This is a genomic window from Tellurirhabdus rosea, assembly GCF_026278345.1.
GTDB classification, from domain to species: Bacteria; Bacteroidota; Bacteroidia; order Cytophagales; family Spirosomataceae; genus Tellurirhabdus; species Tellurirhabdus rosea.
The window spans coordinates 5,224,484-5,237,950 of sequence record NZ_CP111085.1; the positions used below are offsets into that span (position 1 = coordinate 5,224,484).

Sequence of the window (13,467 nt, forward strand, 5' to 3'; positions counted from 1 at the left end):
ACGGTGTAAAGGTAAAAAGCGGAGGACTTTAACCGATTTTTTGGTCGTAAGTCTTTTTTCGGCTTCTGGAATAAGACTTTTCAATCAATAGAATCGCGGCGACGCCTAAGCTATACGCCAGAATATCAATCCACTCGAAGTTGGTGCCGAGGACAATTTTAGCCAGGCGGTTGTGCTCCAGCCCCGCCCAGGCAATAAAGTTGACATACTGCAGGGCTTCCACGAAAAACGCAAACAGCAATACCCCGAAAGCCAGTTTGTTAACCGACGTTTCAAGAATTGATTTAACCGCGTAATAGACCAGAAAGACCACCAGAAAATCCCCGAAATAAGGCCGGACGAAGCGGTCGTGGACGTAAGCGGCAATCAGGACTTCGGTGATGAAAAGCGCAATGGCCAGGAGAAAGGAGGGGAGATGGAAGCGGAACATGCGTGAAAAACTGTAAAAAACATTGACATCCGGAGTCTCAGGGGTGGAAAAATGCGGGAAACGCGATTGACCGGACGGCGGCATGAAATGCACAAAAAGCCCACGGTTTAAACCGTGGGCTTTTGTTATCTCACCTTGTCAGGCAAACCTTAGCGCGCTACCTCGATGTTCACGCGGCGGCCTTTGATGGTATTGTCTTCCATCGCGTCCAGCACTTTGTTCACGTGTTCGCGCGGCACGTCGACCAGCGTGTGCTTGTCGAAGATGTCGATATGGCCGATGGTGCTGCCCGGAATGTTGGCTTCGCCGGCAATGGCACCCACGATGTCGCCCGGACGGACGTAATCGCGGCGACCGATGCTCACAAACAGACGCACCATGTTGGCTTCCCGCTCACGCGGAGCCCGGTTGTTGTCACGGTCGAAGAAGCCCTTGCGGCCACCTTCTTCCCGACCACCCCGGTCGCGGTCCGGTCCGTCGTTACGGGCAAAGCGGCCTTCGCCCCGGCGGCTATCGGTACGGTCGCCGAAACGACCTTCGCCCCGACGGCTGTCCCGGTCGCCAAAACGGCCTCCCCGCTCGCGGTCGCCGAAACGGCTGCCGCGGTCCGGTCCGTCGTTACGGCCGAAACGGTCGCCCCGACGGTCGTCTTCCAGACCGAGGTTCTGGTCGCTGAATTCGTTCTTTTCGATGCCCATGCTGCGTTTTACCAGTGCGGCAACAATCTGCTCGGTCGTGAAACCGGAGTGGTGCAGCGCCGTCAGCAGGTCTTCGTACAGGTTCAGGTCCTGGCTCTGCTCGATGGTTTCTTTCACCTGATCGATGAAGCGGGCCTTCCGCAAGCCGACGATGTCTTCGAACGACGGAATCACGCCTTTTTCAACCTTGACCTTCGTATAGTTCTGGATTTCCCGGAAGCGGTACTTTTCGTCCTTGCCAACCAGCGAGAACGCTTTTCCTGACTTCCCGGCGCGGCCCGTCCGGCCAATCCGGTGTACGTAATATTCTTCGTCGAGCGGAATATCGAAGTTGATTACCGCGTCTACGTCGTCCACGTCGATACCGCGGGCAGCTACGTCCGTCGCAACCAGGATGTTGGTCACGCCCGAACGGAACTTCGACATCACGTTGTTCCGCTGCGCCTGGCGCAGGTCACCGTGCAGACCTTCTGCCGAATAACCGCGAACCTGCAGGGATTCAACGAGTTCGTCCACCCGCTTCTTCTGGTTACAGAACACCAGCATCAGCTTCAGGTTGTGCATGTCGATCAGACGGCACATCACTTCGATTTTTGCTTTCGGCTTTACTTCGAAGTACACCTGTTCGATGTTCGTGTTCGTCAGCTCCGTCTTCACCACCTTCACCAGCACGGGATCGTTCTGGAATTTCTTGGTGATCGCCATGATGGGCTTCGACATGGTAGCCGAGAAGAGGATGGTCTGCCGTTCGGCGGGCATCTCTTCCAGAATGCTTTCGATGTCTTCGCGGAAGCCCATGTCCAGCATTTCGTCGGCTTCGTCGAGGATCATCATCCGGACGTTGTCGAGCTTGAGCGTGTTGCGCTCCATGTGGTCCATCACGCGGCCCGGCGTACCGATTACGATATGCACGCCCGTCTTGAGGGAGCGAATCTGGCGTTCGATGGAGTCGCCGCCGTAGATGGCTTCGACGCGAATGCCTCTTTTAAATTTGGAAAGTTTCTTCACCTCGTCGGCTACCTGCAGCGCGAGTTCGCGGGTGGGGCAGAGGACGAGCACCTGCGGGTGACGTTCGGCTACATCGATAAGCTCGATGGCCGGAATCCCGAAGGCGGCGGTTTTACCGGTGCCGGTCTGGGCCTGACCAATGACGTCACGGCCCGCCAGAATCGGCGGAATAGCTTCGGCCTGAATCGGAGAGGGATTGGTAAAGCCCATCTCGGTGACGGCCTGCATGATTTGCTCTGAAAGCTCCAGCTTTGCAAAGCCATTTTCATTTTGGACGGGAGCCTGCTCGATCGCTTCCTGCTCCTGCGTTTCCTGAATGTCCTGGTTCATAAACAAAAGTTTGAATGAGATTACGGTCTGAAGTTTATGGTTTGGGTTCGGCGATCCGCATAGCGCAGTGATCAACACTGAACGTTAAACCCTAAACTAAAAACCAACTTTGCTGAACAAGCGGCGGCAGGTGGAGTGGCGCGTCAGAACCCTTGATACCTGAGCACAGCGGCGTATCGCCTTTGCTGAGAAGGTAACTGTCTAGAAACCGTTACGGTTGCGATTGAAAGTCAGAAATGCCCGCTAAAGCCCCCACAACGAATGTGCAACCCCTTTTGCCGATTGACATCCGTGTTTGGCCCTGTGTGACTGGAAGAAATACCCGATGGGAAAAGACCCGCTACAGAGGATGGGACGGATGCCCGCTTGAAATTTTGCTGGTGCAAAGGTAAGAACGTTTGCTGAAGAAAGCAAGGGGTTGGTGCTAAAAAACTGTAATTATTTAAGAAGGACATTAAAAAGGAGTGAAAAAAGGGCGGCTGGTTTATAAGGATAACAATACGAGCCTCCTTTCGCGGTCCTGTCGGGGCGCGCTAGACCAGCACCGCCAGCATCGCCGACGCTTTCAGCAGACACTCGTCGTACTCCGCCGCCGGGTCGGCATCGAAGGTGATGGCGCTGCCTACCGAAAAGGACAGATACCCCGTCCGGGCATTGTACAGCATACTCCGGATCACCACGTTGAAATCGAAATCGCCTTCCGGCGTGATATAGCCAACGGTGCCGGAATACAGGCCCCGCCGGCTGGCTTCGTACTGCTCGATGAGTTCCATCGCCCGGACCTTCGGCGCGCCCGTCATGCTGCCCATCGGGAAGGCGTGGCGGATGGCGTCTGTGAACGGCACGTCGGGCCGCAGCGTGGCCGAGACGGTCGAAATCATCTGATGCACCTGCCGGAAGGTGTAAATGCCGAACAGTTCCTCGACCCGCACGGAGCCGGTTTCGGCGCTGCGGGCGAGGTCGTTGCGCACCAGATCCACAATCATCAGGTTCTCAGCCTGTTCTTTTTCGTTGTTGCGGAGAGCCTCCTTCAACTGCTCGTCCTCCCCGGGCGTCTGTCCGCGCCGGATGGTGCCTTTGATGGGCTGGGAAACCAGACGGGTGCCTTCTTTTTTCAGAAAACGCTCCGGCGAGGCCCCCATCAGGTACACGTCACCCACTTTCTGAAAAACAGAAAACGGCATCGGCGACCGTTCGTTGAGGCGGCAATAGAGGGCGAACGGGTCCAGCCGGACGTTCTCCGCGTAAAACTCCATGCAATAGTTTAACTCATACACATCACCGGCCAGAATGTGCTCCCGGATGCGCCGGACATTCGCCAGATACTCCTCCCGGCTGACCCGGCAGCGGACGGAGACCGTCGGGGAAAGGGAAGCCGAAGCGGGAACGGCCGTGCGGTCGATCTGGTCGAGAACGGCTTCCGGCTCGGGACCGGCAACGACAACCCGGTCGGCCCCAAAATCAAAGCGGTAGGCCGGTTCGTAGAAATAGCCGTCAGGAAGCGCAAGGTGGTCGGAGTGGCGGCTTTCGAGGGCTTCGAGCCGGTTCTTGAAATCGTAGGTCAGAAAACCGGCCAGGCAGGAGGGGCGCTCCCGAAAGGCCGCCTGCACCTCGTTCAGGAAGTCGCCCGGACCGGGGCGCAGGTCCCGCCGGGTGCCGACCATCAGCCGATTGGGAAACGGCCCGCCGGGATACGACAGGCCGTTGTTATTCAGAAACGTAAAAGGCTGCTGGCGGCGGACAGCTTCGTGACAGGCCCAGCGCAGCGCTTTCCAGCGCCATTCGGGGTCATGCCCGTCCATCACTTCCCTGCTGCCGTCGCGCACGCCGAATGGATTCATCAGTGGTTGTTGACCAGCCGCACCTCGACGGCAATGTCCTTGCCCTCGGCGTTTTTACCGATATGGAACGACACCTCGTCGTCGATGTTCAGTTCGTTGAAGTCCGAACCCATTAGGCTGGTGTAGTGGAAAAACAGGTTGTTGGGCGGGTAATTGATGAAGCCGTACCCGTTTTTCAGCGTCCGGATGGTGCTGATTTTGATTTCGTTCGGATCGTCGTCATACGCCCCATCATCATCCCCATCAAAGCTGAAGTTCAGACCGTCGGTGATGCTTACCGCCGCGCCGTTGGTGACCCCGTTCTGTACGCGCGTGGCCGACTGTTTGACAAACAGGTTGTTCACCAGCGAATCGCCCGTACGCAGGCCGTTTTCGATGCGTTCGTGCATGGCTACGGGGTACGAAACTTCGCGCAGCAGGTCCTGCGATGTGCGCGTTACCTGGCGGTCGCCTTCGTCGTTGTAATATTCAAAATCCCAGCTCAGCACCATAACCCGGGTGCCGAGGGTGTTCAGTTTGCGGATCAGGGGAACATAATCGCCGTCGGCCGTGATGAGAACCAGCACGTCGAAGTTCTTGTAAAACGCCAGTTCGTACGCTTCCAGGGCGAGCCAGACGTCAATTCCTTTTTCCTGGCGCTTATCGTGGTAGGTTTTTACTGGAAGGTAGTGCGTTACCACGCCTTCCGACATCAGAATATCATCGAACAGCCGGTCGTAGAACAGCTGGTTTCCGCGCTGGCTGGCTTCATGGGCGTTGAGGCGACCCCGGAAATAGTGGGCATCCACAATCTGGCAAAGGCGGGGGTCGTTATCTTCGGCTTCAGCTACCTGCTGACGAATAAACTCGTGGAGGCCGGAAATGCTGATCCGGCTGCGTCTTTCGTGAGAATAATTGTAGTAGTTACTTACATGCAGAAAATAATTCCCATCATAGAATACCGCAATACGTGTAAGCTTGCTGTTTTTTTCAGTGTGCATTTTATATAAAAACTAATCGGATGGTTATTTTTTCATTTTTAAAAGAAGCGGCAGTACTTATGTAAAGGATAGTATGCTGTTGATCTGCCTTTGTTTTCTAATAACGATGCGCTTTAGGGAATAGTTTATGAGAACGGGACCGCAAAAATAACGCTTTGACGCACAAATGAAAGAATTGTAGAAAACGACGGTCAAGCGAATGGGAATCGTTAGTTTTGCAGTCTGGTATTTATCGTATGAAAAAAGTCTTATTTATTGACCGTGACGGTACCCTGATTCTGGAGCCGCAACCCAGTCAGCAGGTGGATTCGCTGGAAAAACTGGTGTTCATTCCCAAAGTGTTATCGGCCCTGCGGCGGATTGCGGAAGAGACGGATTATGAACTGGTGATGGTCACCAACCAGGACGGGCTCGGTACGGATTCGTTCCCGGAAGAAACTTTCTGGCCCGCCCAGAATCGCATGTTGGAAACTTTCGCCGGCGAAAATATTCACTTCAGCGGCGTGCACATCGACCGGACTTTTGCCCGGGAAGGCGCACCCACCCGCAAACCCGGCACCGGCCTGCTGACGCAGTACCTCACCGGCGACTATGACCTGGCCAATAGTTTCGTGATTGGTGACCGCCTGACGGACGTGCAATTAGCCGTAAACCTCGGCGCCAAAGCCATCCTGTTCCTGCCGCCCAACCTGACGGAAACCGCCCAGCTGGCCGACGTATCGGGTCGGACCGAGGCCATGCAGGCCGCCATCGCGCTCGAATCCGGCAACTGGGACGAAATCTACGAATTCCTGAAGCTGCCCGCCCGCACGGCCACCATCGAGCGCAATACGAAAGAAACGCAGATCGTCATCGACCTCAACCTCGACGGTCGCGGCCGCTCGGACATCCGGACCGGGCTGGGCTTTTTCGACCACATGCTCGACCAGCTGGCCAAGCATTCCGGGGCCGACCTGACCATCCGGGTGCAGGGTGATCTGCACATCGACGAGCACCACACGATCGAGGACACCGCGCTGGCCCTGGGCGAAGCGTACCGGCGGGCCCTGGGCGACAAGCGGGGAATCAGCCGCTACGGTTTTCTGCTGCCCATGGACGAAGCGCTGGCCCAGGTAGGAATTGATTTTTCGGGTCGCCCGTGGCTGGTCTGGGAGGCGGAGTTTCGCCGCGAGAAAATCGGGGAGATGCCGACCGAAATGTTCTACCATTTCTTCAAGTCCTTCTCCGATACGGCGCTCTGCAACCTGAACATCAAAGTCGAGGGGCAGAACGAACACCATAAAATCGAAGCGATTTTCAAGGCGTTTGCCAAGGCGATCCGGATGGCTGTCCGCCGCGACATTCGGGAACTGGATACGCTGCCGAGCACGAAAGGAGTGCTGTAAGCGCCTGATTCTGGGGAGACCGGAAAAAAAATCCGGTTATTCCGGCGATTCGTGTCGACGCAGACGCTAATTGCTTATTTTTGTGCCAACATTCTCATAAAGCCTGTATCGCCATGTTAATGACAATCATTGCTATTGCTTTCTTTGTAGTACTGCTGGTCGCTTCGTTCATCACCGGCCGCTGGCTCGAAAACAAAGAGCGTAAATATTGATAAGTTTAGAGTTTATAGTTTAGGGTTGATAGTTAGGCGCTGCAGAGCAACTATATAACCTAAACTCTACACTATGAACTCTTTTAGGCTCCCGGGAGCCTTTTTTTATGCTTTTTTTGCTGGGATGCCAACCCTTGCCGGGTGCTTCGGGTCATGCAGGAGAACAACAAACAATAGTAAGTACCGATGATGAAACGTACCCTATTCCTGTCAGCGATGCTGCTGGCCCTGACGCTGGGCGCCTGTCAGCGTGATTCTGTGAAAGCCCAGGCCGAAACGTCCGATCCGGTGGTGGTGTCGATGAGCAAATCCGCGCGCGTCAAGCAGTCCGGTGAATTGAAAGTAACCAAAATTGAAGACAGCCGCTGTCCGGCCAATGTCGTCTGCATCCAGTACGGAAGCGCTAAAGTCTTTTTTACGCTGACCAACAACGGCGCCTCCAAGACCGGAGAACTGTGTCTGGGCCAGTGCGGATCAACCCTGAAAAGCCAGGACACGGCCGCGCTGGAGGTCGGAGGCACCCAGTTTGAAATCCTGCTGACCGAAGTCCGCCCATTCCCCGGCACCTCCCCGACGCCCGTCGAACCCGAAGCCGTCGTAAAAATCACCACAAGGTAAAGGGAATTAAGAGTTATGAGTTAAGAGTTATGAGTTGGCTTCGCTTATTGCGGTTATCTGCTCAAGCGAAGCCAACTCATAACTCATAACTCTTAACTCTTAACTCATAATTCTTAATTCTTAAAGTAGGCCTTCGTCGGCAAAACTGAAAAAGGTTCGGTCGGTGAAGATGAGGTGGTCCAGGATGGGAATGTCGAGGAGGCGGCCGGCCTCTTTGAGTTTGCGGGTGAGGTCTTTGTCCGCCTGGGAGGGCTGGAGATTTCCCGAAGGGTGATTGTGAACCAGAATAAGGGCGCTGGCCAGGTATTCCAGGGCATATTTGAAAATCAGTTTCGGATCGGCCACCGTGCCGGAAACGCCCCCCGCGCTGATCTGCACCGGCCGGATAACTTCGTTGGCCCGGTTGAGCAGCAGAATCCAGAATTCTTCGTGCGGTTTGTCGAGCAGATGCGGCTTGATTTCTTCGTACGCATCCCGCGAACCCGTAATGCGCGCCCGCTGCGGACGGTCCTGTTCCCGTCGACGCCGCCCCAGTTCCAGCGCCGCCACGATGCTGATGGCCTTGGCTTCCCCGATTCCTTTGAACTTCGATAAGTCTTTGACGCTGAGCCGGGCGAGTTCGTTCAGGTTGTGGCCGCTGCCCTGAAGGATGATTTTTGCCAGATCGACCGCCGACAGGTCGCGGGTTCCGGAGCCGATCAGGATCGCAATGAGTTCCGCATCGGTGAGGGCGCTGCGGCCTTTCAGCATTAATTTCTCGCGGGGACGGTCCTCTTCGGCCCAGCTCAGGATGTTGCGTTTGGTTTCGTACGTCACGGCTCCGGCGTTGTTTTCTGTTGGACTCGAAACGCCGGGCAAAGTAACGGACCCCGGACATGAAAAAACCTTACGCCGTTGCCGGGTAAGGTTCCAGAATGTCGGTAAGAACGTCGATTAAGCGGCGGCTACAGAAAGGCCGTTCACGTATTTCGCCAGCTTCGATTTGTTATTGGAAGCTTTGTTCTTGTGGATGATGTTGCGTTTCGCCAGCTTGTCGAGCAGGGAAGAAACGGTGATGTAAAGCGATTGAGCCGCTTCTTTGTCGGTCGTCAGACGCAGCCGCTTGATCATCGTGCGCGTCGTTTTGTGCTGGTAGCGGTTCAGCAGGCGCTTCTTTTCGTTGGCGCGAATCCGCTTCAGAGCTGATTTATGGTTTGCCATTTTTTATTGAACTGAATTCAGTTGTCTCACAAAAGGTTTGCAAAAATAGGGTATTGTCCTAAAAAAAGCAACTCCTGGTCACAGATTACGCAGATTTAATCCTTCTGTACTAGTAGACGTAATCCGATTCAACAAAAAATCCCCGCTGGAGCTCTGCGGGGATTTCTGGTTCAAAAAAACCTTAAATGCTGCCAAAAAACAAAAATCAGCGGATGTCTGCGTTGATTACGAACATCTTTTCGATGTCTGATGCATATTTTTTTGCAAACAGGCGATACTCCTGGGTCTGTTTGTACATCTCAATATCAGCTTCGCTCTGGAACGTGAGGTAGTTCATGACGTCATATTCAGGGCGCTGGCCGTTGTCTTTCAGCGTTGTACCCGCCGAATAAGAGACAATCTGCGGAATTTCGTGCCGAAGCCCCGCAAAATCGCGCATATACTGATTAACTACTTCAGTTTTAACGTCATTTTTGAATTTTACACACACAATTTGCTGTTTTTGCGATTTTCTGGCGGGTGAGTAAGCGCCGTAGATGATAAGGCCGAAAATGCCGAACATCAGAATAATTAAAGTGTAACCAAGTGATTTGCGTTGCATGTCTGTATGACTTAAAGAAATTCTCAGAATAAAATTTGGTTACATCATACCGTTTATAAATAAAGTATAAACTTTACTTCGTTTAGTACAATGTTAGAACAAAAGTACCAAAGCTTTTTTTGCCTGCAAGTTTTCGCTATAATTTTTTTCGTAAATTTTAAATATGACCATCCAAACTGGGGATTTACGGCCCACCAGCGGATCAACCGGCAGGCGGTGTTTACGCTGCCGCCCGAGATGCTGGGTTTTTACAAAAGGCATATCGACTACCTGACGGAGAATGCCGTCAACCCCGACAGGCGGCGGTATGCCGTCCCGGGTGAAGCGCCCCGTCATTTCATTGATCTGGATGCCTACCCGGATACCTCGACCGCCGTATTGCCCCGGTCCTGGAAAGCGGCCACGGAGAAGTACACCGAAGACACGCTGGCGCTGCACGGCATCGTTCCCTGGCATATCCAGCTGGCAAAGTACCAGCTGACGGAGGCGCTCCGGGCGAGAGATCCCCGGCGGATTCTGAAGATTTCGGCCGATCTGGGCCACTACATTGCCGATGCCAACGTGCCCCTCCACACCACCAGCAACTACAATGGCCAGAAAACCGGGCAGCAGGGCATACACGGCTTCTGGGAATCGCGGTTGCCCGAGCTGTTTCTGGAAGACTACGATTTTCTGACGGGTCCGGCGGAATACGAATATTCGCCGCAGAAGCGGGCCTGGCGGGCTGTTTTTGGCGCGAATGCCGCGCTGGATTCGGTTTTGCGCCTCGAACGGGAACTGACCGCCGACTTTGGAGAACGTCGGAAATACGGCTTCGAAGAGCGCAACGGCATGACCGTCAAAGTGTATTCCGCCGAGTTTTCGCACGCCTACCACGAACGGCTGCGGGGGCAGGTCGAACGCCAGATGCGGGCGTCGGTGAAAATGGTCGGCGATTTCTGGTACACCTGCTGGGTCGATGCCGGGCAGCCGGACCTGCGGAAACTGGCGGACTTCCGGTGGTCGGAGGAAGACGCCAAAGCGGAGGAGGCCGAACAGCGGGGCTGGCTGCGGCGGCTGTTCGGCGTTCGGTCGGAGGATTGACGGGCCGGGCGCCCTTATTGATGGCGAAACCGGATTTTCCGGTTACCGGATGCGGTACCCCAGTTCGTGCTTGATTTCCTTGAGCACAAACGTGCTGTTGAGTGTTCCGATGTTCTCGATCCGCGAGAGTTTGTTCTTCACAAAATCGTGGTACTCTTCCAGACTGCCGACGTGGATTTTGAGCAGAAAATCGACCTGCCCGGCCATATGGTAGCACTCCTGCACTTCTTCCAGCTTTTTGATTTCCTGTTCAAAATTGTCGATGAACGCCTTGTCGTGGTACCGCATGGACACCTGGCAGAAAGTGGTGATGGGGTGCCCCAGGCGGCTGCGGTCCAGCACGGCCACGTACTGCCGGATGACGCCGAGGTTCTCCAGCCGCCGAATACGCTCGTAAACCGGGGAAAGGCTCAGGCCCAGTTCCGCCGCCAGTTCTTTCGTCGTCAGCTTGGCGTCCTGCTGCAAAAGCCGGAGCAGTTTCTTGTCTATTTCGTCGAGAGATTCCATACCAAAAATTTTTCTGAAACCGGATTTTAGAAAACAGGCGATACCGCAATTCTTTTGGCAAGTAAGCGACAATTCCGGAAAATTTGCTGACTTAGCCCGACATCTTCCATTTTTTATCTTAAAATATAACTTTGTACCGTTATTCAGTTTAACCACAGAGTTGCGCTGAGGTTGGTACGGAGTTGACCAGAGGCTATCAGTAAGTATTCAACTCTGGCGTTTCCTGTGGTTAAAGCTTTGTCAACAAAACCACTATGAAAGCAGACACCATTTTGGTTATTGGAGCAAATGGGCAGATTGGTACGGCCCTGCTGCCCCGGCTTCAAACCCTGTACGGCGAAGGGGCGGTCATCGCGACGGACCTTCGGCTTCCTGCCCGGCAGACCGGTCGCTTCGAAATCCTCGACGCCACCGACGCTAAGGGGCTGGCCGAGCTGGTTCGCCGGCACGGAATCACCCAGATTTATCACCTCGCCGCCGTTCTTTCCGCCAAAGGCGAAGCCGACCCGCTCTGGGCCTGGAACCTGAACATGCAGACGCTGTTGAACGTGCTGGAAGTAAGCCGCACGGAAGGCGTAAAAAAGGTCTTCATCCCGAGTTCCATCGCCGCTTTCGGCGAACACGCCCCGCAGACCGACACGCCGCAGAACGCCTACCTCGACCCGGCCACGGTCTACGGAATCAGCAAGGCCGCCGGCGAAAACTGGGGACAGTATTATGTCAAACGCTACGGTCTGGATGTGCGCTCGCTGCGCTATCCGGGCATCATCAGCTACGAAGCCCTGCCCGGCGGCGGCACCACCGACTACGCCGTGGCTATCTTCCACGAAGCGGTGCAGGGCCGGAACTACGAGTGCTTTCTGGCCGAAAATACCCGCCTGCCGATGATGTACATGGACGACGCCCTGCGCGCCACCCTCGAACTGATGGAGGCGCCGGCCGGGCAGCTGACCGTCCGGACGTCGTACAACCTGGCCGGATTCAGTTTTACGCCTGCCGAACTGACGACCGCCATCCGGCACCATTTCCCGGATTTCAGCGTCACCTACAAACCCGACTTCCGGCAGGCCATTGCGGAGTCGTGGCCGCGCTCAATCGATGATTCGGTTGCCCGGCAGGACTGGGGCTGGAAACCCGCCTACGACCTCAACCGGATGACCTACGAAATGATCGCCAACCTGACGGCGGTGTACGGCCGCACTGATAAAGTCGTTGAAACGTTTAAGGTTTAACGTTTAACGTGGCTCCGCCGCTGCGGTGTCTTCGCCCTGCTACAACCATCTGATGGGGCGGAGCCACGTTAAACCTTAAACTTTAAACCTTATAACCTAGATATATGTACGCTATAAAAAACCAACTCCAGCAGGAACTGGACGCTATCAGGGACGCCGGGCTGTATAAGGCCGAGCGCATTATTGTCACTCCCCAGTCCTCCGTGATCGGCATTGTCGACGGCCGGGAGGTGCTGAACTTCTGCGCCAACAATTACCTGGGCCTGTCGTCGCATCCCGAGGTGGTGGAAGCCGCCCGCCGGACGCTCGACACCCACGGATTCGGTATGTCGTCGGTCCGCTTTATCTGCGGGACGCAGGACATTCATAAGGAACTGGAACGCCGGACGGCGGAGTTCGTCGGGGCGGAAGACTGCATTCTGTACGCCGCGGCGTTCGACGCCAACGGGGGCGTGTTCGAGCCGTTGCTGAACGAGCAGGACGCCATCATTTCCGACGAACTCAACCACGCCTCGATTATCGACGGAATCCGGCTCTGCAAAGCCAAACGTTTCCGCTACAAGCATAACGACATGGCCGATCTGGAAGCCCAGCTGGAAGCGGCCAAAGGGAGCCGCCGCATCCTGATCGTGACGGACGGCGTGTTCTCGATGGACGGCACCATCGCCCAGCTCGACAAAATCTGTGACCTCGCCGACCGCTACGAAGCGATGGTGATGGTGGACGAATGTCACGCCAGCGGGTTCATGGGAAAAACAGGCCGCGGGACGCCCGAACACAAGGGCGTTTTCGGCCGCATCGACATCATCACGGGCACCTACGGCAAGGCGCTGGGCGGAGCCTCCGGCGGCTTCACGGCGGCCCGGAAAGAGATTGTGGAACTGCTGCGCCAGCGTTCGCGGCCGTATCTGTTCTCCAATACGCTCGCTCCGGCCATCGTCGGCGCGTCGCTGAAAGTGCTGGACCTGCTGGAAGGCTCGACGGCCCTGCGCGACAAGCTGGAAGCCAACACCCGTTACTTCCGCGAGGCCATGACCGCCGTCGGCTTCGACATCCTGCCGGGCGAACACCCGATTGTGCCGATCATGCTCTACGACGCCCCGCTGGCGCAGGAGTTTGCCGCGCGGCTGCTGCAGGAGGGCATTTACGTTATCGGCTTCTTCTATCCCGTGGTGCCCCAGGGCAAAGCCCGCATCCGGGTGCAGATTTCGGCCGGTCACGAGCCGGAGCATCTGGAGCGCGCCGTGGCGGCGTTCACCAAAGTGGGCCGCGAACTGGGCGTTATCAAGTCCGGCGAAATGGCCGAGGCGTAAGGCCGTTCTGCCGGAAAGACCAAACCGGG

13 protein-coding genes are annotated in these 13,467 nt (G+C 55.7%); 5 read left to right on the top strand and 8 right to left on the bottom strand.

Annotation, left to right across the window (positions count from 1 at the left end):
- Positions 1-28 precede the first annotated feature (28 nt).
- From ORG26_RS22050 to ORG26_RS22065, 4 genes are all read right to left on the bottom strand, one after another.
- Complete coding sequence (locus ORG26_RS22050) at positions 29-430, bottom strand: ribosomal maturation YjgA family protein (protein ID WP_266365716.1); 402 nt, start codon at positions 428-430, stop codon at positions 29-31.
- A gap of 149 nt (positions 431-579) precedes the next feature.
- The gene (locus tag ORG26_RS22055; RefSeq protein WP_323134314.1) at positions 580-2,466 is read right to left on the bottom strand and encodes a DEAD/DEAH box helicase; all 1,887 of its coding nucleotides are present in this window, start codon (positions 2,464-2,466) and stop codon (positions 580-582) included.
- A gap of 533 nt (positions 2,467-2,999) precedes the next feature.
- Positions 3,000-4,307, bottom strand: coding sequence for an aminodeoxychorismate synthase component I (gene pabB / locus ORG26_RS22060; RefSeq protein ID WP_266365718.1), 1,308 nt, complete (start codon positions 4,305-4,307; stop codon positions 3,000-3,002).
- Positions 4,307-5,287: an NYN domain-containing protein gene (locus ORG26_RS22065; protein ID WP_266365720.1), complete on the bottom strand. Its 981-nt coding sequence runs from the start codon at positions 5,285-5,287 to the stop codon at positions 4,307-4,309. Before ORG26_RS22065 ends, pabB begins: the two co-directional genes overlap by 1 nt.
- A gap of 236 nt (positions 5,288-5,523) precedes the next feature.
- On the opposite strand from ORG26_RS22065, the gene hisB reads away from it, so the two are divergent.
- Entirely contained in the window at positions 5,524-6,672 is a 1,149-nt protein-coding gene (hisB, locus tag ORG26_RS22070; protein WP_266365721.1) for a bifunctional histidinol-phosphatase/imidazoleglycerol-phosphate dehydratase HisB, read from the top strand.
- 401 nt (positions 6,673-7,073) lie between these two features.
- Positions 7,074-7,502: a hypothetical protein gene (locus ORG26_RS22075; protein ID WP_266365723.1), complete on the top strand. Its 429-nt coding sequence runs from the start codon at positions 7,074-7,076 to the stop codon at positions 7,500-7,502.
- A 120-nt stretch (positions 7,503-7,622) separates the two neighbouring features.
- On the opposite strand, the gene radC is transcribed toward ORG26_RS22075, so the two are convergent.
- The 3 genes from radC to ORG26_RS22090 all read right to left on the bottom strand — a co-directional run bounded on the left by radC (position 7,623) and on the right by ORG26_RS22090 (position 9,303).
- On the bottom strand, positions 7,623-8,318 hold the full coding sequence (radC, locus tag ORG26_RS22080) for a RadC family protein (protein WP_266365725.1): 696 nt from the start codon (positions 8,316-8,318) through the stop codon (positions 7,623-7,625).
- Positions 8,319-8,435: 117 nt separating this feature from the next.
- Entirely contained in the window at positions 8,436-8,702 is a 267-nt protein-coding gene (gene rpsT / locus ORG26_RS22085; RefSeq protein WP_266365726.1) for a 30S ribosomal protein S20, read from the bottom strand.
- Between the two features lie 205 nt (positions 8,703-8,907).
- Complete coding sequence (locus ORG26_RS22090; protein WP_266365728.1) at positions 8,908-9,303, bottom strand: Dabb family protein; 396 nt, start codon at positions 9,301-9,303, stop codon at positions 8,908-8,910.
- A gap of 90 nt (positions 9,304-9,393) precedes the next feature.
- Here ORG26_RS22090 and ORG26_RS22095 point away from each other — a divergent pair, with 90 nt between their 5' ends.
- The gene (locus ORG26_RS22095; protein ID WP_266365730.1) at positions 9,394-10,386 is read left to right on the top strand and encodes a zinc dependent phospholipase C family protein; all 993 of its coding nucleotides are present in this window, start codon (positions 9,394-9,396) and stop codon (positions 10,384-10,386) included.
- Positions 10,387-10,428: 42 nt separating this feature from the next.
- Here the strand turns inward: ORG26_RS22095 and ORG26_RS22100 are convergent, their stop codons facing one another.
- Complete coding sequence (locus ORG26_RS22100; protein ID WP_266365732.1) at positions 10,429-10,893, bottom strand: Lrp/AsnC family transcriptional regulator; 465 nt, start codon at positions 10,891-10,893, stop codon at positions 10,429-10,431.
- Between the two features lie 254 nt (positions 10,894-11,147).
- On the opposite strand from ORG26_RS22100, the gene ORG26_RS22105 reads away from it, so the two are divergent.
- Together ORG26_RS22105 and kbl are read left to right on the top strand one after the other, a co-directional pair.
- Positions 11,148-12,125, top strand: a complete 978-nt coding sequence (locus ORG26_RS22105; RefSeq protein ID WP_266365733.1) for an NAD-dependent epimerase/dehydratase family protein — start codon at positions 11,148-11,150, stop codon at positions 12,123-12,125.
- A gap of 104 nt (positions 12,126-12,229) precedes the next feature.
- Entirely contained in the window at positions 12,230-13,438 is a 1,209-nt protein-coding gene (gene kbl, locus ORG26_RS22110) for a glycine C-acetyltransferase (RefSeq protein ID WP_266365735.1), read from the top strand.
- Positions 13,439-13,467: the final 29 nt, after the last annotated feature.

What these genes read in the sequence shown, in the direction of transcription:
- ORG26_RS22090 (WP_266365728.1), bottom strand. Translation starts at nt 9,303, where the DNA reads ATGCAACGCAAATCACTTGGTTACACTTTAATTATTCTGATGTTCGGC.
- ORG26_RS22050 (WP_266365716.1), bottom strand. Translation starts at nt 430, where the DNA reads ATGTTCCGCTTCCATCTCCCCTCCTTTCTCCTGGCCATTGCGCTTTTC.
- ORG26_RS22095 (WP_266365730.1), top strand. Translation starts at nt 9,394, where the DNA reads ATGTTAGAACAAAAGTACCAAAGCTTTTTTTGCCTGCAAGTTTTCGCT.
- ORG26_RS22065 (WP_266365720.1), bottom strand. Translation starts at nt 5,287, where the DNA reads ATGCACACTGAAAAAAACAGCAAGCTTACACGTATTGCGGTATTCTAT.
- ORG26_RS22105 (WP_266365733.1), top strand. Translation starts at nt 11,148, where the DNA reads ATGAAAGCAGACACCATTTTGGTTATTGGAGCAAATGGGCAGATTGGT.
- hisB (WP_266365721.1), top strand. Translation starts at nt 5,524, where the DNA reads ATGAAAAAAGTCTTATTTATTGACCGTGACGGTACCCTGATTCTGGAG.
- ORG26_RS22075 (WP_266365723.1), top strand. Translation starts at nt 7,074, where the DNA reads ATGAAACGTACCCTATTCCTGTCAGCGATGCTGCTGGCCCTGACGCTG.
- kbl (WP_266365735.1), top strand. Translation starts at nt 12,230, where the DNA reads ATGTACGCTATAAAAAACCAACTCCAGCAGGAACTGGACGCTATCAGG.
- ORG26_RS22100 (WP_266365732.1), bottom strand. Translation starts at nt 10,893, where the DNA reads ATGGAATCTCTCGACGAAATAGACAAGAAACTGCTCCGGCTTTTGCAG.
- rpsT (WP_266365726.1), bottom strand. Translation starts at nt 8,702, where the DNA reads ATGGCAAACCATAAATCAGCTCTGAAGCGGATTCGCGCCAACGAAAAG.
- pabB (WP_266365718.1), bottom strand. Translation starts at nt 4,307, where the DNA reads ATGAATCCATTCGGCGTGCGCGACGGCAGCAGGGAAGTGATGGACGGG.
- ORG26_RS22055 (WP_323134314.1), bottom strand. Translation starts at nt 2,466, where the DNA reads ATGAACCAGGACATTCAGGAAACGCAGGAGCAGGAAGCGATCGAGCAG.